The 18,569-nt window shown below is 60.7% G+C and carries 19 protein-coding genes and 3 pseudogenes; 10 read left to right on the forward strand and 12 right to left on the reverse strand.

Features of this window, described 5'->3' with window-relative positions; translation table 11 throughout:
• The first annotated feature begins 19 nt into the window (after nt 1-19).
• The 3 genes and pseudogenes from J3485_RS00325 to J3485_RS00330 form a co-directional block, all read left to right on the forward strand.
• A complete protein-coding gene (locus J3485_RS00325) occupies nt 20-859 on the forward strand; it encodes a hypothetical protein (RefSeq protein ID WP_206950648.1) in 840 nt (279 codons plus the stop codon).
• Between the two features lie 350 nt (nt 860-1,209).
• Entirely contained in the window at nt 1,210-1,398 is a 189-nt protein-coding gene (locus J3485_RS29490) for an Arm DNA-binding domain-containing protein (protein WP_374192396.1), read from the forward strand.
• Nucleotides 1,343-1,540, forward strand: a pseudogene (locus J3485_RS00330) (transposase domain-containing protein); the annotation flags it as partial. The gene J3485_RS29490 and the pseudogene J3485_RS00330, both read left to right, overlap by 56 nt.
• A 94-nt stretch (nt 1,541-1,634) precedes the next feature.
• Here J3485_RS00330 and J3485_RS00335 read toward each other — a convergent pair.
• Nucleotides 1,635-2,018 carry a type II toxin-antitoxin system death-on-curing family toxin gene (locus J3485_RS00335; protein ID WP_206950649.1) on the reverse strand — a complete coding sequence of 128 codons (384 nt, stop codon included), beginning with the start codon at nt 2,016-2,018 and terminating at the stop codon, nt 1,635-1,637.
• Nucleotides 2,019-2,220: 202 nt separating this feature from the next.
• Here J3485_RS00335 and J3485_RS00340 point away from each other — a divergent pair, with 202 nt between their 5' ends.
• Nucleotides 2,221-2,805 carry a hypothetical protein gene (locus tag J3485_RS00340; RefSeq protein WP_206950650.1) on the forward strand — a complete coding sequence of 195 codons (585 nt, stop codon included), beginning with the start codon at nt 2,221-2,223 and terminating at the stop codon, nt 2,803-2,805.
• Between the two features lie 170 nt (nt 2,806-2,975).
• Nucleotides 2,976-3,128 (forward strand): annotated as a pseudogene (locus J3485_RS00345) (type II toxin-antitoxin system RelE/ParE family toxin); the annotation flags it as partial.
• Between the two features lie 31 nt (nt 3,129-3,159).
• On the opposite strand, the gene vapC reads toward J3485_RS00345, so the two are convergent.
• From vapC to J3485_RS00375, 6 genes are all read right to left on the reverse strand, one after another.
• Nucleotides 3,160-3,570, reverse strand: a complete 411-nt coding sequence (gene vapC / locus J3485_RS00350; RefSeq protein ID WP_206950651.1) for a type II toxin-antitoxin system tRNA(fMet)-specific endonuclease VapC — start codon at nt 3,568-3,570, stop codon at nt 3,160-3,162.
• A complete protein-coding gene (gene vapB, locus J3485_RS00355) occupies nt 3,570-3,800 on the reverse strand; it encodes a type II toxin-antitoxin system VapB family antitoxin (RefSeq protein ID WP_206950652.1) in 231 nt (76 codons plus the stop codon). Before vapB ends, vapC begins: the two co-directional genes overlap by 1 nt.
• Before the next feature lie 381 nt (nt 3,801-4,181).
• A complete protein-coding gene (locus J3485_RS00360) occupies nt 4,182-5,741 on the reverse strand; it encodes a hypothetical protein (RefSeq protein WP_206950653.1) in 1,560 nt (519 codons plus the stop codon).
• Nucleotides 5,742-5,998: 257 nt separating this feature from the next.
• The gene (locus tag J3485_RS00365) at nt 5,999-6,607 is read right to left on the reverse strand and encodes a hypothetical protein (RefSeq protein WP_206950654.1); all 609 of its coding nucleotides are present in this window, start codon (nt 6,605-6,607) and stop codon (nt 5,999-6,001) included.
• 58 nt (nt 6,608-6,665) lie between these two features.
• Complete coding sequence (locus tag J3485_RS00370; protein WP_206950655.1) at nt 6,666-7,439, reverse strand: molybdopterin-dependent oxidoreductase; 774 nt, start codon at nt 7,437-7,439, stop codon at nt 6,666-6,668.
• A 28-nt stretch (nt 7,440-7,467) separates the two neighbouring features.
• Complete coding sequence (locus tag J3485_RS00375; RefSeq protein ID WP_206950656.1) at nt 7,468-8,076, reverse strand: cytochrome b/b6 domain-containing protein; 609 nt, start codon at nt 8,074-8,076, stop codon at nt 7,468-7,470.
• Between the two features lie 155 nt (nt 8,077-8,231).
• Here J3485_RS00375 and J3485_RS00380 point away from each other — a divergent pair, with 155 nt between their 5' ends.
• Nucleotides 8,232-8,903, forward strand: a complete 672-nt coding sequence (locus J3485_RS00380; protein WP_206950657.1) for a heavy metal response regulator transcription factor — start codon at nt 8,232-8,234, stop codon at nt 8,901-8,903.
• Nucleotides 8,900-10,345 (forward strand): heavy metal sensor histidine kinase, encoded by a 1,446-nt coding sequence (locus tag J3485_RS00385; RefSeq protein WP_206950658.1) that lies wholly within the window; start codon nt 8,900-8,902, stop codon nt 10,343-10,345. Before J3485_RS00380 ends, J3485_RS00385 begins: the two co-directional genes overlap by 4 nt.
• Before the next feature lie 4 nt (nt 10,346-10,349).
• Here J3485_RS00385 and J3485_RS00390 read toward each other — a convergent pair whose 3' ends face one another.
• Nucleotides 10,350-11,747 (reverse strand): hypothetical protein, encoded by a 1,398-nt coding sequence (locus J3485_RS00390; protein WP_206950659.1) that lies wholly within the window; start codon nt 11,745-11,747, stop codon nt 10,350-10,352.
• A gap of 416 nt (nt 11,748-12,163) precedes the next feature.
• Here J3485_RS00390 and J3485_RS00395 point away from each other — a divergent pair.
• Nucleotides 12,164-12,307 (forward strand): annotated as a pseudogene (locus tag J3485_RS00395) (toxin-antitoxin system HicB family antitoxin); the annotation flags it as partial.
• 85 nt (nt 12,308-12,392) lie between these two features.
• Here J3485_RS00395 and J3485_RS00400 read toward each other — a convergent pair.
• From J3485_RS00400 to J3485_RS00415, 4 genes are all read right to left on the reverse strand, one after another.
• Nucleotides 12,393-13,631, reverse strand: coding sequence for a hypothetical protein (locus J3485_RS00400; RefSeq protein ID WP_206950660.1), 1,239 nt, complete (start codon nt 13,629-13,631; stop codon nt 12,393-12,395).
• Nucleotides 13,632-14,018: 387 nt separating this feature from the next.
• A complete protein-coding gene (locus J3485_RS00405; protein WP_206950661.1) occupies nt 14,019-15,287 on the reverse strand; it encodes a multidrug effflux MFS transporter in 1,269 nt (422 codons plus the stop codon).
• A gap of 179 nt (nt 15,288-15,466) precedes the next feature.
• Nucleotides 15,467-15,766: an addiction module antidote protein gene (locus J3485_RS00410; protein WP_206950662.1), complete on the reverse strand. Its 300-nt coding sequence runs from the start codon at nt 15,764-15,766 to the stop codon at nt 15,467-15,469.
• 6 nt (nt 15,767-15,772) lie between these two features.
• On the reverse strand, nt 15,773-16,072 hold the full coding sequence (locus tag J3485_RS00415) for a type II toxin-antitoxin system RelE/ParE family toxin (protein WP_206950663.1): 300 nt from the start codon (nt 16,070-16,072) through the stop codon (nt 15,773-15,775).
• 327 nt (nt 16,073-16,399) lie between these two features.
• Here J3485_RS00415 and J3485_RS00420 point away from each other — a divergent pair, with 327 nt between their 5' ends.
• Together J3485_RS00420 and wecB are read left to right on the forward strand one after the other, a co-directional pair.
• On the forward strand, nt 16,400-16,801 hold the full coding sequence (locus J3485_RS00420) for a DUF6795 domain-containing protein (protein WP_206950664.1): 402 nt from the start codon (nt 16,400-16,402) through the stop codon (nt 16,799-16,801).
• 515 nt (nt 16,802-17,316) lie between these two features.
• Nucleotides 17,317-18,516, forward strand: coding sequence for a non-hydrolyzing UDP-N-acetylglucosamine 2-epimerase (wecB, locus tag J3485_RS00425; RefSeq protein WP_206950665.1), 1,200 nt, complete (start codon nt 17,317-17,319; stop codon nt 18,514-18,516).
• Nucleotides 18,517-18,569: the final 53 nt, after the last annotated feature.

An 18,569-nucleotide genomic window follows, 5' to 3' on the forward strand; every position in this document is an offset into this window, starting at 1 on the left:
CGAGGAACAAAACTCGGAAATGCAGAACTATCTTTCGTATTTAGGGCGGGGAGATGACCTCCAGGCGTTATTTACATTACGCCTTGGGACTTCGAGGCCGGCTCGCTCCTCTACTGACATAACCAACGTTTTGCAGATGTTGGCCGCCGCCTCTGGCAAGAGCATTGGTAAGCTCGGGGACGAATTGCTTCATGAAACCCCCGTTGCTGGTAGTCGGTTTGAGGGGCACTATCTGAGGCGATATGTAAACGCCGGTAGGAAATGGCTTCGGGGCAGCGCAAAGCCCAAAATGATGAGCATTGGGAGTGCTCTCGCACTTATCCAATCGGCGTTGCAGGCAGGGGCCATCGATGAGGCGCGCGCAGGGGTACTTTTGAGGTGCCTTGATCGCGAAGATATTCTGGGTGCGTTGGCGAAGGGCTGGCGCGAGAAGAAGCGTGCGTACCCAACTACTATCAAGGCATGGCGACAGGTTTGGGAGATGGCCCGGATTGAGGCGCAAGCAGTTTGGGACGGTCGCCCGGACTGGCATAAGGCCCTTGTAATTACCAATCTTGGATCTCGATATGAGGGTGGTGAAGTGGGGATAGCCGAGGCGGAATTAGACGAAGCGGACATGGTTGAGGCCATTGTCCGGACAGTCCTAAGTGATGCTGGTGCGTCAATTGTCCAGACGGCCGTCGGTGATGGGTTGCTTGATGCTGGAAGAGTCCGCGCCCACGAGTCTCCCCAATACAAAATTGGAGACGTCCTAACGGGAAGTGATGTCTTCGTCGAAACGACGATCGTGGACGGCGAAAAGATGTATGAGGAAGATCACTTCCTCGTGTATGGGTTACGGACGGCAGTTGACCCGTAATCTGCCCGTAGATGCATCGCTAAAGTTTGCTAAACTCTGCGACATCAAGCTAACGCATGCTCGCATAAGTGCTTGATCAGAAAAAGATTAATTGTGTAAGTCATTGAATCCATTACGGGTTCCTCGCGGACTCCGAAGGCAGGGGTTGCTGGTTCGATCCCAGCCGGGCGCGCCATCTGGTTTTCCTCAAAAATCCCCTTAGATCCTGAAAAGCCCCGCCAGATAAGGCGTTGCGGGAAATTTGCGTCCGCACGAAGCCGGAGAACTCCCGTGAAATCCGGCGTTTGCATGTCTCAGAAGTTGTACCCAAAATGGTTGTTCCTCGATTTTGCCTTTTGGGGTGCAAGATCATGGGACAGCTCACCGACTTGCAGGTCAAGAAAGCGGAGCACCGGACGAGAGAATACTTTCTGGCGGATGGCGATGGGTTGTACCTGCGTGTTCATCCGACTCGTAAGGTCTGGGTTTATCGCTACATGCGAATTCGCGGATACGACCGGCGGAGCGAAGGCGAGTGCCAATCTCTATTCGCTCGTTGAGTCGCGCAAGGCCAATGGTGTCGACGCCTATCGCTATCTGACCGAATTGTTCAAGGCGTTGCCTTACGCGCGAAGCGCCGACGACTATGAAGCGTTGTTGCCATGGACGCTGGGGCAGCGCGGGGATGACACCGCGGCCTAATTCGCGTCACCGTGCAAGAGCATGGTCAATCGACCGCTTACCCCGTAACTGGTTAAACCCACCGCGAGTTTCGAGTTTAATCTCGTCCGCCGACTTACTCGGCGATCCGCTGCTGGAACCACTCCGCCGGCGCAACTTCGTCGAGCGCGCCAGCAGCCACCATTTCCATGGCCCTAACGGCGCCGGCCGGATCAAGCTTCAGCCGAAAGCCGTTGCCTGCCAGGAAAAGGCGCGCAATCACCCAGGCAGTTCTCTTGTTGCCGTCCGCAAAGCCATCATCCCACGCTAACCCATAGGCATATGCGGCGGCGAGCGCCGCCGCGTCCGCACCCGCATAAACATCGAGATTCTGCGGCCGTGCCAGTACCGACTCCACCGCGCCTTTGTCGCGCACACCATCGAGCCCGCCATGCTCAGCAAGCTGGCGATCATGGATTGCGTCAGTCAGGTCCGAACGCACCCAGCGCCATGCTGTCATTTGGCCAGTGCCCGCAAAATATCGCGGTCATCGTGCATGATCTCTTCCGCCAGCTTCACCTGGCGTTCAAAATCCAGGTTGTACGGCTAATCCGATAGCCGCGTTCGGGTGCCTCGGTTAGATACAAGGCATCGCCCTATGGCTGCATAACCCGGGGCCTCTGGACGGCGAAAAACCAAGGGAACCTCAAACCGATTTCGCCATGAAAAGACTCCTGCCCCTCGCCGTATTCCTCGCCGTCACCGCCGGACAGGCGATGGCCGCCGATTCGTCCAATATGGCCGATACGCACACAAGAGGCACCGTCGCGACCAAACGCCAGCCCAGCGACATCAAAGGCGTCGACTGGACCGCGTCGTACGAATCCGGCCCGCTGCCCACCGCTTATCGCGCCGAGGCTGCGTGCGGCGCACCGCTCAACGACCCGTACGTGATCGCGCACGGCGCCGACAAGGGTTTGGTGTTCCTCGTGGACCAGCACGACCGGCGGGTCAAGCAGTACACGGTCCCTGGTGCGCGGATTCGCGCGATCGTTCATGTCAAATACGAGATGACCGCCCTCGATCGGGCGGACCTGGTATTCACCGACCGCCCCGGCCAGAACCTTGTGGTGGTCCACACGACCATCGAGAACGCCGGCATATTCACCAGCAGCGATATTTACCCGCTTGCGTACCGACATGGGACCGTGATCGACAGCCGCCATCTGATCGATGACCCGAGCTTGACGAAAATGGTCGCGATGGGCGTTTCGCTATATCGCGAAGCCGAGCCGGCCGCCCATTAGCGCTGGCGAATGCCGGGTGCAGCAAAGTGTCGACACCTATGCTTCGGTGTTCGGAGGTTGCCATCGGGGCGTCGATGAACGACCGCTTACTTCCGGTCCGTTCGGCCACCTTCCCGAAATGACCGGTCACGATCCCGAGACGGCCGGTCACGTTCGTCCGAAATACGCACAAAGGTCGGGAAGGCATCGGGCGCGTGTTTTATTGCACGCACGTGGGCCAGCGCGTCGTCGTCCTACACTCCTTTGTGAAGAAGACGCAAGAAACCCCGCAGAACGAATTGCGCGTTGCCCGAGCGCGCCTCAAGGAGGTAAAAAATGGCTAAGACACAACCGAGTCAGGTTCGCGTCGAAGGGTTACCGACCCGCGTGCACCCAGTCTTCAACCCGTAGACCAGGTACTCGCTCGAACTCGCGAAGGTTATTCGTTATCAAAATCAGGCCTTGGGATCGGGCGTGCCCTGCAATCATCTGATCGTAGGGGCCAATCGGCTTGCCATTTTTTCCTAGCTCGGTCCTGAGTTGCCCACTATGCGCGGCCGCCTCGTGGTTGTAACTCAGGACGTCTAGGCGAGCCGCAAAACCCTCGACGACAGCCAGATTTTTTTCCGGCGACGCGGATTTCTCCGCGCCATAGATCAATTCCATCAAGGTCACTGTGCTGATGCAGAGTTGACCATGGTGGCGGTTGAATGCCTCGCGAACCTCATTGGGCTTGTTCTTGATGGTGAAGATGCAAATGGTCGTGTCGAGCATGTACTTGAGCATCAGAACGCCTCACGCTCCTGATCGGCGGGCTGGTTGCGCGTGGACATGAAGTCCGGGCTGACGCCTTCGCCATCAAACCAGCTATCCCAGGATTCCCCGGCAGGGGTGAGTATGCGGGTGCGACCGATGGCCACCACGTCGACCCGTTTTACATCGTCGGGAAGCGCCACGGATTTTGGGAGGCGTACCGCCTGGCTGCGGTTACTTTTAAAGATGGCGCCTTGTTCCACGATGAGCTTCTTGGGATATGTCAATGGGATATACCGATCGGGCGAAGGCCGTGATCGTCGTCGGCGTATGTAGGCTGCTCTCCCTTCATGCTGGCCCTCCGTCGTTTGCTCACCGATAGGCGAGCGCTCCACACTCAAAAAGCCGAGGGCGGTTACGGTTGGGCAGGCCAAACCGCGAATCTTGCCGTGTGTCGCAAATTAGGCTGCATGTGTAGCCAAATATGCTTGAATCGCGATTCACCCTTCTTTTCAGCGACTACCGTCGGCGCGTGTTGGGGCTCTTGCTCCTCCAGCCCGAATTGCAATATCACGTCCGTGAGATCGCACGGCGGACGGGGACCTCGGCGGGGACGCTACACAAAGAGCTGGCGCGTCTCGCATCTATGTCGTCGCGCGCCGTAATTTCGCCAACTGAATTCTTGCCGCGCGTTGGGCATCGATCGGGAGGTACTGCACAGTGCGCGCGAACGCGGCAAGGGGCCTGCCGCGATACTCAGGCGGTAGCCGCCGAGCCAGGTCCAAGATTTGCCGCGCCAGTTCCGCGTGCGGGAATCGCTCGAGCTCGTCGGCGAGCGCGGTCAGAGGACGGATACGATCCTCGGCGGGAAGTCGCGCGATCTGATCGAAGACGCGATCGAATGCAGGCTGATGCCCTGCGTCCGGCAGCAGCACGATTTTGCGCATGAGCGTGCCCAAGAGCCGGCCGTGATCCTTCGTCGACAATCGCTCGGGCTGATCCGCGAGGCGGTTGAATGCCGGTATCCGCTCGGAGTCCGGCAATTGCTCGATCGTGTGAGCGAGCGCCTTGAGCGGCTCGCGGCGATACTCCGCAGGCAAGTGTTCAACCGCACCGGAAATCCGGTCGAACGCTGCCGATCGTTCAGCTTCCGGTAGTGCCCTGATCGCAAAAGCCAGGGCATCCAGGAGTCGGCTGCGCGATTCGGCGGACAACGGTTCGGCCTGAGCGTAAATCCGTTCGAACATCGGCAGCCGCGCGGTGACCGGCATCGATTCGTCAATACCGGCTGCGAGGCCGGCCAAGGGTTCGCCGCGATGAGTAAGGGGCAGTTGGATAGCGTGATGGGCGACGCGGCCGAATGCCGTCAGCCGATCGGCATCCGTGGCTTGCACTAAATGCCCTATCGCGCGTGCAAGGGCATCCAAGGGCTCACTGCGATTTTCGAACGGCAGTTGCTCAACCTGATCCAAGGCGCGGGTGAACGCCGTTAACCGATGGGCAACCGGAAGCGACCTTATCTCTCTTGCGAGCGCGGCCAAGGGGGAGCCGCGATGACCAGGGGGCAGTTGTTCGACTTGAGCGAAGACACTGTCGAACGTTTGCTGGCGCTTGCCGGCTGGGAGTAGTCCTATGTGGCGCGACAGTGCTTCCAACGGCCAACTGCGCTGTTCAGCGGGCAGTGGCTCGATCTGACCGAAGACGCGATGGGCCGCGGACGGCTGCTTGCCATTCGGAAGCCCTCCTATCGCGTAGGTAAGCTCTTCCAAGGGTTGGGCGCGATGGTCGGGGGGCAGCAGTTCGATTTGGGCGGCGATACTGTCGAATGCCCGACTGCGCTTGGATTCCGGCAGTTCGCGGATTCGCTTCGATAGGGACGTCAGGAGGATGCGCCGCGAAGGAGCATCCTCGATCGGCTCAATCTGCTGGAGCAGTTCGTCGAATTGTCTTGGCGTGCGTACTTGACTGACACGCGCTTGAAGCGGGGCGGCATCTTCTTTCCGAGGAACGTCGACCAGCCCCGGACGGCGGGCGTTGGTCGATGCAAGTCTCCCTCTAATCGACCCGCCAAGGAGACGGCTCAGTGGCCCAGCGTTCGGGCTGCTATCGGTCGGAACGGGCAGGCGACGCTGCGAAACGGAAGGGGGCGATTCGGGGATGCCGGGCGCAGTGGCATCACTAGAGTTAATCCGCCAACTAGCCATTTTCGTCTGACCAAGGTTCCGTTGTGGAATCCGGACCGTAGCGCACGCGGATGTCGTTCGCCTTCCGTCAACACGAAGCCTTGTGTCTCAAGCCGCAGAAATGCTGCGCGGGGCTGCCGCGCTTTCGGGCACGACGGCCGTTGATGCTCCACCGGCAGTACTTCCCTCATCGCCGACGGTGGATATTGCCGGCAACGCTCGTCAATCCATGCGTACGCCGCGGAAGGTCATTCGCGACGTACGCTGCGCCTTTTTACTTACATCGGCGGTTTCACCCCATCCTTTTCCACCACGATGCGTTGCGCGGCATAGCCTGAGCCTGCCGGGCTCGCGACGACGAACACCTGCTTGCCGGGCAACAGGTCGTCATGCGTGGCGGGCGCGAAGGTCACGATCGGCACGTTTTCCGGCACCGTGACCGCGTTCGAGCCGCCTTTATACGAGAGCTTCAGATCGCGGCCGCTGGTGCCTTGCACGACCTGATCGACGTTCGCGTTGGTCATCGAGCTGTTCGGGCCCAGATCCCACGCGTAGTGGCCTTCGCCCGTGCCGCGCGCGGATTCGGGGAACACCAGCACTTCGGTCGCGGTGAGCTTGCCGTCGACGCCGGTCATCGCCGCCGTGCCGACGAACGAGCCCGGCTTGATGTCCTGCAACTTGATGTTCTTGAGTGCAGTGACGGGGGTGTCGGCCTTCACGGCGATCTTGACGGTGTCGCCGCTGCGACGATGCACGGTGAGCGTGTCGCCGGACAGCGAAACGATGTCGCCGCGGATGCGCGCCGGTTTGGCCGGCGCTTGAGCCAATGCCACGGATGCAAGCGAAAGCGTCATAACGCTGACGGCGAGTTTGATTCGAATCGACATGGGATCTCCTTGTTTTGTCGAAGGTGGGGCGAGCGTGAGTAGGCGTGAGGTGCGCTCGTCATGAACCGCCGAACCAGTTGTAGCCCTGGTTCTCCCAATAGCCGCCCGGGTATTCATTGGTAACGGTGATCGCGACGATGTGCTTCGGATTCTTGTAGCCGAGCTTGGTCGGCATGCGCAGCTTCATGGGGAAGCCGTATTTCGGCGGCAGGATCTGGCCGTCGTAGGTGAGCGTGAGCAGCGTCTGCGCGTGAAGCGCAGTCGGCATGTCGATGCTCGTCGAATAGTTGTCCGCGCAGTGGAAGGCGACATACTTCGCGCTCGTGTCGGCCCCTGCGCGTGCGAGGAAACGTGCGAAGCGCACGCCGCCCCACTTGCCGATCGCACTCCAACCTTCGATGCAGATGTGTCGTGTGATTTGGCTTTCCTGCGGCATCGCATGCAGTTCGTCGAGCGTCCACACGCGCTTGCCTTTCACGAGCCCACCGATCGTCAGCTTGTAGGTCGACGGATCGACTTCGGGGACTTCATCGATGTCGTAGAACGCGTTGAACGGAAACGGTCGCGTGATCATCGACTCGGGATAGGTTGGCGCGAGCTTGTTCGGATCGAACAGGAATGCCTGTGCATCGTCGTTGAACGATGAGATCTTGCGCAGCATCGCGTCGATCGACTTGTCGTCGCTGATGCTGCAGCCGGACAGCATCGCTAGGCCGCCAAGCGAAAGAATGCGCTTGCCGAATAAGCGGCGTGCGGGCGCCTTTAATTCCTTTGCCGCGTCTTTGATGATGAGATCGGCGTCGGGTCTGGATTCGAGGAGTTTGCGCGACATCGTTGAAGGTTCCTTGGCAAGCGAGGCCCTAGCGCCCGCGTATCATCGTCAGAAGCGAGCGCGGCACGAGCGCAACCATCGCGACGTGCACCACGAAGAACGCAACCAAAAAGCTCATGCCGAAGAAGTGCACGACGCGGGCGTTGTCGTAGCCTCCCATCAGCGTGCGCAGCAGCGGGAATTGCACCGATTTCCACACGACGAGTCCCGAGAGAATCACGATCGAGAGGTCCAAGATCACCGCGAGGTACGCGGCCTTCTGCACGGCGTTGTAGTGCGTGAGATCGTCGTGGCCGAGCTTGCCGCGCAGCGCGGCGTACGCATCGCCGAAGACGCGCTTGAGGTGCAGCGGAAACATGCGGCGCCGTAATCGCCCGGTCGCAATATTCATCGAGAGATAGACGATGAAGTTCGCGGCCAATAGCCACATCGCCGCGAAATGCCACTGAATCGCGCCGCCGAGCCAGCCGCCCAGCGTGACGGCGGACGGAAACGTCAGGGTCTTGAAGATCGGCGATGCGTTATAGATCTGCCAGCCGCTCGTCGCCATGATGAGAATGGCGAGCGCATTGATCCAGTGTGTGACGCGCAGCCAGAGCGGCTGGATGGTTTGATGCGTTTGCGTTTGCTTTTGCACGCCATGCCTCGCGTTCGATCGAGCCTAAACGCTTGGCATGGTAATGAGGCGGCGCTGATCGCTCGATGACCCGTCGATGACTTTTTTGTCATTTATCGCGGGGATCGCGCATGCCGTCGCTAAAATGTCGCTAGTGCAATCAGGACGGCGCCAGCATGACCATCCTCGTGATCGAAGACGACCGCAAGACCGGCGATTATCTGAAGAAGGGACTCACGGAGTCCGGCTATCAGGTCGATCTCGCGCGCAACGGCACGGACGGTCTGCATCAGGCGCTTGCGAACCCGTACGAGTTGATCGTGCTCGACGTGATGTTGCCCGGCATCGACGGATGGCAAATCATGTCGGCACTGCGCGCGAAACGTGACTTGCCTGTCATTTTTCTGACGGCGCGCGATCATGTGACGGACCGCATTCATGGCCTCGAATTGGGCGCCGACGATTACCTCGTCAAACCGTTCTCCTTCACCGAACTCGTCTTGCGCATCCGCACGTTGCTCAGGCGTGGCGTCATGCGCGAATCGGACACATTTCAAATCGTTGATCTGCACGTCGACATCTTACGCCGCAAGGTGACCAGAAAGGGCATCGACATTACGCTGACCAATAAGGAATTTGCACTGCTGCATCTATTTTGCAAGCGACAAGGCGAAGCGCTTTCGCGCACGCTGATCGCATCGGAAGTGTGGGATATGAACTTCGACAGCGACACGAACGTGGTCGATGTCGCGGTGAAGCGTTTGCGCGCGAAGATCGACAATCCGTTCGATCTCAAGCTGATTCACACGGTGCGCAGCATCGGCTATTCGTTTGGAGAAGATTCTTGAGACGGCCTGCGCGTTCGCTTGCGGTTCGCATCGCGTTATCGTTTGCCGTGATCGTCTGCGTGGTGGTCGGCATGGTGGGGGCGGCGCTGTATCACGCAACCAACCGCGCATTGTCCACGCGCGCCGACTATCAATTGATCGCCCGCGTCGAGCATTTTCGCTCGCTGCTGCACGATCTTTATACGATCAAGGAAATCGAAGCACGGCCCAGGCTCTTCGAGACGATGCTCGGCGACAGCCAGGACGTCATCATTTTCAGGCGTCCGGGTTCGACGCCGTTCATCGACGTGAATCCGGACCACATGGCGCTGCCGCCGTTCCGTATCGTGCCGATTGCGCAGCATGTCGGGCTCGACGCGCTGTATGAGGGGAAGCGCCCCGACGGCATCCGCATGCGCTGGGTTGCCGCGCAAGCGCAAATCGGCAATAGCGGCGAGGTGGTGCAGATCATCGCCGCCCATGTGATGACGCAAGAAGCGCGCGTGCTGTCGGTGTATCTCACTCGGGTCTGGATTACGGTCATCTGCGCGGTGCTGATCACGCTCGCGCTTGCCTATTGGGTCACGAGCCGCGGGCTGATGCCCTTGAGATCGATGGCCGACAAGGCTGCGGAAATTTCGCCGAACCGCATGTCGGCGCGACTCGAAGTGGCGCGCGCGCCGACGGAGTTGCAAAGCCTCGCCGCATCGTTCAATGCGATGCTCGATCGTCTCGAACATGGTTACGCGCGCTTATTGCAGTTCTCCGCCGATCTCGCGCATGAGTTGCGCACACCTATCGGTGTGCTGATCGGTGAGACACAAGTGACGCTCGCGCACGAACGCAGCACCGCGGAGTATCGCAACGTGCTCGAATCGAATCTGGAAGAACTCGAGCGGCTTGCGCGCATTGCGCAAAACATCCTGTTTCTCGCACAGGCGGATCATGGACCGCAACGTATCGATCGCGAGCGCATCGATATTCGCGACGAACTCGAGGCAATCGCCGAATACTTCGACGGCATTGCGGACGAGCGGCATATCACGTTCCAAATCGATGCTACGGGTGAAATGGTTGCGAACGCAATCATGTGCCGGCGAGCGCTCGGCAACGTCGTCGTCAACGCGGTGCGTTACGCCGAAGCGGGCACAGTAGTGCGAATGCGCGGGCATTCGGACGAAACGGGTGCGTGCATCGTCATTGGCAATCGCGGGCCACGCATCGAGCGCGACGAACTCGCGCGCCTGTTCGACCGCTTCTATCGCGGCGACGCGGCCCGCAGCGAGTTCACCGAATCGAGCGGGCTCGGTTTGTCGATCGTGCAGGCCATCATGCATCTGCACGGCGCAAGCGTGTCGGCCGATTGCTCGCCCGACGGATGGATCGAATTTACTTTGCGCTTTCCGCGCGAGGTGGATAGTGCAATGGCGCCCGGCGGGGAAGATGGGGTCTCGGTGCGGTAAGGCGCTACGCCACCGGGTGTCCTAACTCCGCCAACCGATCTTTTACCGCGCGTTGGGCTTCCGGCGGGAGGTACAGGTACTTGAGATTGCGCGCGAACGCAGCTAGCGGCTCGCGGCGATACTCGGCAGGTAGCTGTGCAGTCTGGTCCAAGATGCGGCCTGCCGATTCCGCGTACGGGAATTGCCTGAGTTGGTCGGCGAGCATGGTCAGCGTATCGATACGATCCTCGACCGGGAGGCGCACCGTCTGATCCACGATGCGGTTGAGCGCTGACTGACGCCCGGCGCCTGGCAGCCACGCGATCCTGCGTCCGAGCGCGGCCAAGAGTTGGCCGTGGTCCCTTGCCGGCAATCGCTCGGCCTGGCCCGCGAGGTAGTCGAATGCCGGCATCTGCTTGGAGTCCGGTAGCTGATCGACCACGTGGGCGAGCATCCGCAACGGTTCGCCGCGATGCTCCGCGGGCAGGCGTTCAGTTTCGTTGGAAATTCGGTCGAACGCTGGCGGCCGTTCGGCTTCCGGTAGCGCCCTAATCTCAAAGGCGAGGGAATCCAAGAGCCGGCTGCGAGGTTCGGCGGGCAACGCTCGACTCTGAATGAAAATCCGGTCGAACATCGGCTGCTGCTCGATGGCGGGCAACGCCCGAAGACTGTCTGCGAGCGCAATCAAGGGTTCGGCGCGGTGTTCGGTGCGCAGTCGCGTGAGTTGGGCGAGGATGCGATTGCACATCGGCAGCCGCCCGGCATCCGAGAACTGTCCTATCTCGCGTGCGAGTGCGGCCAAGGGCTTACTGCGATGTTCGATGGGGAGTTGCTCGATCTGACCTAAGATGCGGACCGACGCCGGCAGGCGATGGGCACTCGGGAGCGACTCCATCTCTCTTGCGAGCGCAGCCAAGGGCGAACTGCGATGCTCGGGAGGCAGTTGTTCTGTTTGAGCGAAGACATGATCGAATGTCTGCAACCGCTTGCCTGCCGGGAGCGATCCTATGTGGCGGGCGAGTTCCTTCAAGGGCTGACTGCGATCCTCGACCGGCAACTGCTCGACCTGACCGAGGAGACGGTTGGATGCCGGTAGCCGCTGGCCGTTCGGAAGCCACCCTATCGTGTATGCCAACTCATCCAAGGGTTGGCTGCGATGGTCAAGGGGCAGTTGCTCGATGTGGGCGGCGATGCTGTCGAACGCCCGACTGCGCTTGGATTCCGGCAACTCGACGATCCGCTTCGACAGGAGCGTCAGGAGATCGCGCCGCAAGGGAGCACGCTCAATCAGGGCGATCTGCGCAAGCAGTTCGTCGAACTGTTTTGGCGTGCTTATCTGGTCGACGCGTGCTTCGAGCGCGACGGCATCTTCCTTTTGAGGCGCATTGACTCGTACCCGCGGGTGGATATGGGCTGACGCCAATCGACCTCTCACTACATTAACGAGACCGCTCAAACGCCCAGCGCTTGCGTCGCCGCCGGAAGGAGCGAGCGGCCGACGCGGCGGAACGGGCGAGGCGGATCCGGGGGGGCCGGGCGGGATGGCGTCACTAGGATTGATCGGCGGGATATCCATTTTCGTTTGGCCAAAGTTTCATTGCGTCATTCGGACCGTAGCGCGCGCGGATGGGGTTCGCCTTCTGTCAACACGAAGCCTTGTGCCTCAAGCCGCAGAAATGGTTTCGGGCGTCATTTCCCCTGTTATTTCCCCTGTTTGTTGGTTGGGGGCACTTGCGATTTGCCGCAAGGAAGGCTGCATGCCAAGGGCGCCGTCGACGCGGAAAGCGTCCGAAACCAAGCGGACAGGCGTCGCTCGTGTTCACTTCTCGGTGATCCTGCGTACTCGAGCCGATCGCCGATCGTACCTACAGCGGCGAGTTCAAAGTTCGGATTCCGCCGCAGGCGCATCGCGCGTTGGTGATACAGGCGGCCGAGCAAGGGGCTAGCTTGAATCGCCTAGCGAGCGCGAAGCTCTGCGCTTGACCTCGTTGCCAGTCCCTACGCGTCGTCGCTGTTTGAGCCTGATTCGCGAGCGCTTGCGATTCTCGGAAAGACGGACAACCGGTGTTTATGTCACGCGATGCCCGAGTTCCGCCAACCGGATTTTTGCCATGCGCCGGTCTGTGATCGATCGAAGGAACGAGAGGCTGCTCGCGAGTGCCGCCAGAGGGGCGTTGCTGTGCTCGGCGGGCAATTGCGCAGCCTGATCCGAGATGTCGTCGAATGCCGGCAATTGTTCGGCGCGCGGCAATCTATCGAGTTCGTGGGTGAGTATGGTCAGAACGCGGCTACGATCCTGCGCGGGAAGTGACTCGGCCTGATTCAAAATGCGACGAAATGCCGGCAGATGTCCGGCGCCCGGCAGCAACGTGATCCTGTTTGCGAGCGCGGCCAAGAGCGGGCCGCGGAGATTGGCCGGCAGTCGTTCGGCCTGACCCGCGAGCGCGTTGAACGCCGGCACCCGCTCGGGGTCCAGTTGCGCCCCGATCACATCGGCGAGCGCTCGGAGGGGCTCGCCGCGTTGTTGCTCGGGCAGGTCGCTAGCCGCGTTAAAAGCGTCGTCGAACGCCTGCATCCGCTCAGGGGGCGCCAGCGATCCGATCGCATCGGCGAGTGTTCCTACGAGCTTGGCCCGATGCGCCTCAGGCAGGTCCCTAGCCGCGCGAACAATGCGGCCGAGCGCCGGTTGCTGTTCGTCGGCCGGTAGCTCTCCGACCGCAAAGGCAAGCGTTCCCAAGAGTTGGCCGTGACGTTCGGCGGGCAACGATCTGGCCTGATTGAAAATGCGATCGAATGCCGATAGCCGCTCGGCGATCGGCCGCCCCCCGATGCTGTCTGCGAGCGCGGCCAAGGGTTCGCCGCGATGCTCAGCGCGCAGTTGTCCAACCTCAGCGAGGACACGGTTGAACGTGGGTTGCTGGTGAGCATACGGGAGCCAATCTATCTCGCGTGCGAGCGCGGCCAAGGGCTGACTGCGATATTCGATAGGCAATTGCTCCATCCGAGCGAAGACGCGGCCGATCGCCGGCGGGCGGTGCGCATCCTGGAGCCGCTTTATTTCCCTTGCGAGCGTGGTCAAGGGTTCGCTGTGATGGTCAACCGGCAGTCGTCCGATTTGGTCGAGGGCGCGGTTGAATGTCGGCAGCAGCCGGAAATGCGAGAGATGCTCCATCCCGCTCAGGAGTTCGGCCAAGGGCTGACTGCGATGGTCAACGGGTAGCCGCGCGATTTGATCGAGCACGCTGTCGAACGCGTCCGTTCGCGTGGAGGCCGGCAGTTTGGCGATTCGGTTCGATAGCGATGCCAAGAGATCACGCCGCGAGGGGACATCCTTGGTTCGGCTGATCTGCTGCAGCACCGCGTCGAATTCCGCGGGAGTGCTTACCTGGCCTACTTGCGCTTCGAGCGCGGCAGCGCCTCCCCGAGAAACGTCGGCTCGCACCCGCGGGCGGGTACGAGTTCCGATACCCATGAGATCGTTCAGACACCCAGGGTTTTGATTACCGCTGGAAGGGTCGGCCGACTTAGGCGACGAAGACGAAGAGGATTCGGAAGCGCCCGGCGAGATGGCATCGGCATTATTCGAATCGATCCGCGAATCACCCATCTTCGTCTCACCAAGGCTTCGTTTCCGAATTCGGACCGTAGCCCATGATGAGGGTGTTTGCCTTCCGTCAACGCGAAGGCGCGTGGGTCAGGCCGCAGAAACGTTGGCTTTGTCGCGAGCGACGTGCTCGCCTTCCAATTGCGACAGGTGCCGCAGCAGTTTCGTGACCACGACGACAACCGTGACGGCGAGAATCACGAAGAACACCGCGAGCGGCAGCAGCGTGCGCACCGAGACGAAGCCGGCCAGCCCCATCATCGCCGAGGAGACGAGTAGCAGCGCGCAGCCGAGAATCGCACTCGTCAAGCCCGCGATATGGGGGAACAGCGAATTGCCCTTGGCCATCAGCGTGGGATACATCGTGCCGGCGCAAAGACCCATCACGAGCACCGGCGTAGCGAGCGTCCATACGCGCAGGCCGATCGTCGACGCGAGCACGAGCATCGTGATCGACGCCACCACCATCACCCACGCCCCGACACGCAGCCGCGTCTCCGCGCTAGGCAGCCGCGGGCCGTGGAGACGATTGGAGAGCCCGCCGAGGAAGTACATGAAACCGATCCCGAGCGCGAGATAGCCGAAGTAGGTCGGTTGTTTATGCAGCGTGCTCTGGACCATGAACGGCCCGACGATATTGAATACGAGCAGGATGCTGTAGCAGATCCCTTGCGCGAGAAAGCAGCTTTGGAAAACAGGGCTCGACAGCACCAGCTTTGCGTTCCGCGCGAGCGTGCGCGGCTCCAAATGCACCGGCGATTGCAGCGTCTCGCGATAACGCCAGAGTACGCCCCACATGACGAGCGAATAGACGAGCAAAAACACGAGACACGCGTGCCAGCCGAACCATGTCTGCAGATGCGCGCCGATCACGGGGGCGACGATCGGTGCGAGCCCCCATGCGATCGACATGTAGGTGAACGCATGCATCAATGCCTGCCCGGCGAACGAATCGGTAATGATCGCCTTGGCAAGCAAGTTCGTCGCGGCGATACCGAAACCCTGCAGGCACCGCGCGAGGATGAACGTTTCGAGGTTCGTCGCGACGAGCGACAGCGCACAGCCGATCGTGTAGGCGATGAGGCCGAAGGCAAGCACGCGCTTGCGTCCATACGCGTCGGAGATCGGGCCGAACATGAGTTGACCGAGCGCATAGGCGGCCATGTAACCGGACACGCTCGATTGGATCGCCTGCGGTGAGATCGCAAAGTAGTGCGCCATCGCGGGCAGCGCCGGTACGTAGATGTCGATCGCCAGTTGCCCCGCGGATGCGAACAGGCAAATCAGGATCAGCAGGAAGCGCGGCGAATTGTGGGGCGGCAAGGGCGTGGCAAAGCGGTTGGGGATATTGGGAGTCATCACGGCGTCGAAAGGGGGCGGCACCGAACGGGTCCTTCGCTCGACGGCCGGCATGAAACTGTCACCCGCTATTGTAGTGAGTGGCGGGGGAACTTGCTTTCGGGCGCGCGGCAACGCCGTGTGCGCACCGCAGTGGCGACGCTGTGATTTGGTGTGTTCGCAAGGTTCCCAGGTGTCGATCAAGCAGAGGCCCTTGTGGCATGCAATTGCAGCCCGAGCGCTTTGATGACCCTCAGGATGGTGCCGAAGCTAGGATTGCCTTCGGCGGACAACGCTTTGTACAACCCTTCGCGTGAGATCTCTGCATCGCGGGCGACCTGCGACATGCCGCGAGCACGTGCGATCACGCCGAGTACGTGTGCGATAAAGGCCGGATCGTCGCCGCCCTCAACTAGACAGGCGTCAAAGTATTCGGCGACATCCTCTTCCGTCTTCAGATGAGCGGCCGAATCCCAGGGCCGGGTTTTGACCTTTTCCATAGCGAATCACTCCCAATCCAGGTAGCTGAGCATGTTGAAGGCGGTCCGGATATCGACGCCTTGCGACGACTTATCGCCGCCGCACAGCAGAACGACCAACATCGTGTCGCGTTGCACGTAGTAGACGCGGTAGCCCGGGCCATGATCGATGCGCAGCTCGGTAATGGGTGCGCCCACGGATCTCCAATCCCCCGGATTACCCATTGCTAGCCGGTCGATACGCGCCTGAATGCGGCGCTTGGCCATGCGATCGCGCAGGCCATCGAACCACGCGTCGAATACCTCGGTTGTTCGGATGTTCAGCATCTGAAGTGTAGTCCAGGGATTACGAATATGTAAACCATGGTTGACGATTGGATGAGTGAGGGCGTCCCGTGCGTGAGCAAGCTCACGTCCGAAGCGAACTACGCGGAGCGCGGCAACACGACCGTAAACGCATTTGTTCGAATCGCTGCGGGATAAGGCAAATATCGGACGACGCGCTGTCACGAGGCCGCGCCGCCAATGCCGCGAGCAGGCGGCCCCGCCTCGTAGGAAGCGTCGCGGTGCGGGCGAGCGCCTCCCCTGCAAGCGCTCCCCATTTTTCGGTTTATGCTTGCCGCGTTCGTGTCCATCGTACGAGGAGACAAAGCTTTGGGCGCCTTCGATCGGCTCGTTCTTTTTCCCGAAGTGAGCGGTGTTGTCTTAAAGGACGGCAAACCCGTTGTCGGCGCCGAACTCGTGCAGAAAGCGGTGTGGTCGCTGCGCGAAGACAAGAATCCCGTGCAGCGGACGATAACCGGTGCGGACGGCGCTTTTCGATTTCCGGCAATCCAGCGCGCTGCCTGGTTGCGGCGGCTCATTGCGTCGCAGCCGATGGTGCATCAGACGATCACGATCCGTGACGAGGGTGTCGAGTACCTCGCCTGGATGCACGGCAAAGACAGCTACGATCCGAATACCGAACTCGACGGCAAACGGCTGAACTTGATGTGCGAATTGACCCGGTCGCCGGAAATGGAAGGCACGCACTACGGCATCGGCATGCCGTGCTAAGGCACGGCGCGCAATCGATTGCGCGGTCATTTTCGATTCCCCTTCGATCTCTCTCTAATGCGCGCGCGGTGCTTTTATTAGTTTTGTATGTCAAGTGAATTAAAAGAATTTGATAATTTTTGAGAAATATAATTCTCAGTTTTTCTCATCGATCGAAATATCGATATTCGATCTGAGTGCGATGTGTCGCAAATACACGACAACCGCTGACGTGCCAGTGGCGGTAAACCGTTTGCGTATTGATATCTCAGTCTGAATTGATATTTGTTTACAAATAATTTAACAATTGTTTGTATGATCGCCCCTGAAAATTCAGAAAATTCCTCTCCGGCGCGATTGCTCGGCATCGTTATTTCGGCGTGATTTTAAATCGTCCGATCAATGCCGTCTATGCGAGCCGATCGGTATGACCAGCTTGTCGTCGGCGCCGTCGCCGTCGCCAAGTGGAGCACCGAATTCATGAGCGAGCGCGGTACGAGCGCGCCGACACATAAGCAATTCACGGGGAATCACAGATGGCATCGAAGATCTTGTCCGTTTTCGGCACGCGCCCCGAGGCGATTAAGATGGCGCCCGTCGTCAAGGCGCTCGAAGACACGCCCGGCATCGAATCGATCGTGTGCGTGAGCGGTCAACACCGGTCGATGCTCGAGCAAGTGCTGGAGCTGTTCGATATCCGGCCGCGGTACGACCTCGCATTGATGACGGCCAATCAAACGCTGAACGGTCTCGCGTCGCGGCTGATCTTCTCGTTCGACGACGTGCTCGCGCAAGAGCGCCCCGATTACGTGCTCGTCCACGGCGATACGACGACGGCCTGCGCCGCGGCGCTGGCCGCGTTTCATCGGCGCGTTCCCATTGCTCACGTCGAAGCGGGTCTACGGACGGGCGATTTGACGAGCCCGTGGCCGGAGGAGATGAATCGCCGCATCGTCGATGCGATCAGCGACCTCATGTTCGCGCCCACGCAAAGCGCGAAGGCCAATCTCGCGGCCGAGTCGCTGCAGGGTCGTATCGTCGTGACCGGCAATACCGTCATCGACGCGCTCTACGCGACGACGGCGTGTATCGATGCCGATGCATCGTTGCGCGCCAAGCTCGATGCCCGGCTGCCCGCACTCGACGACGCAAAACCGATCGTGCTCGTGACGGGCCATCGCAGGGAGAGCTTCGGCGAAGGCTTCGCCGCGATCTGCGCGGCGCTCGACGAGCTCGCACGCAGCGGCGATGCGCAGATCGTCTATCCCGTCCACCTGAATCCGAACGTGCGCGCGCCCGCGCGCGCTCGCATCGGCGCTACGCCCGGCGTGCATCTGATCGAACCGCTCGACTATCTCGGCTTCGTTCGGCTCATGCAACGCGCAACGATCGTGTTGACCGATTCGGGCGGTGTCCAAGAGGAGGCGCCTGCACTCGGCAAGCCCGTGCTCGTCATGCGCGACGTCACCGAACGACCGGAAGCGCTCGAGGCCGGCGCCGTGCGGCTCGTCGGCACCCGCACCGATGCGATCGTCGAAGGCGTGCGCGCGCTGCTCGCCGAGCGCCGCGCAGGCGTTGCTGCGCGCGCACCGATCAGCCCCTACGGCGACGGTCGCGCGGCGCAGCGCATCGTCGCCGCGATCGTCGGCCGGCCGTTCGACGAGTTTGCCGGCATCGCGCGGCAGAGCGAGCGCTCGATATCGACCCAGGTGGCCGAGGCCGCCGCGCCGATCTAACGACAAGCCGCGGCGTACGCGTCTTTCAGCGACCGCCAGCCATTCTTTCAACT

This window comes from Trinickia acidisoli (genome assembly GCF_017315725.1).
Taxonomy (GTDB): Bacteria; Pseudomonadota; Gammaproteobacteria; order Burkholderiales; family Burkholderiaceae; genus Trinickia; species Trinickia acidisoli.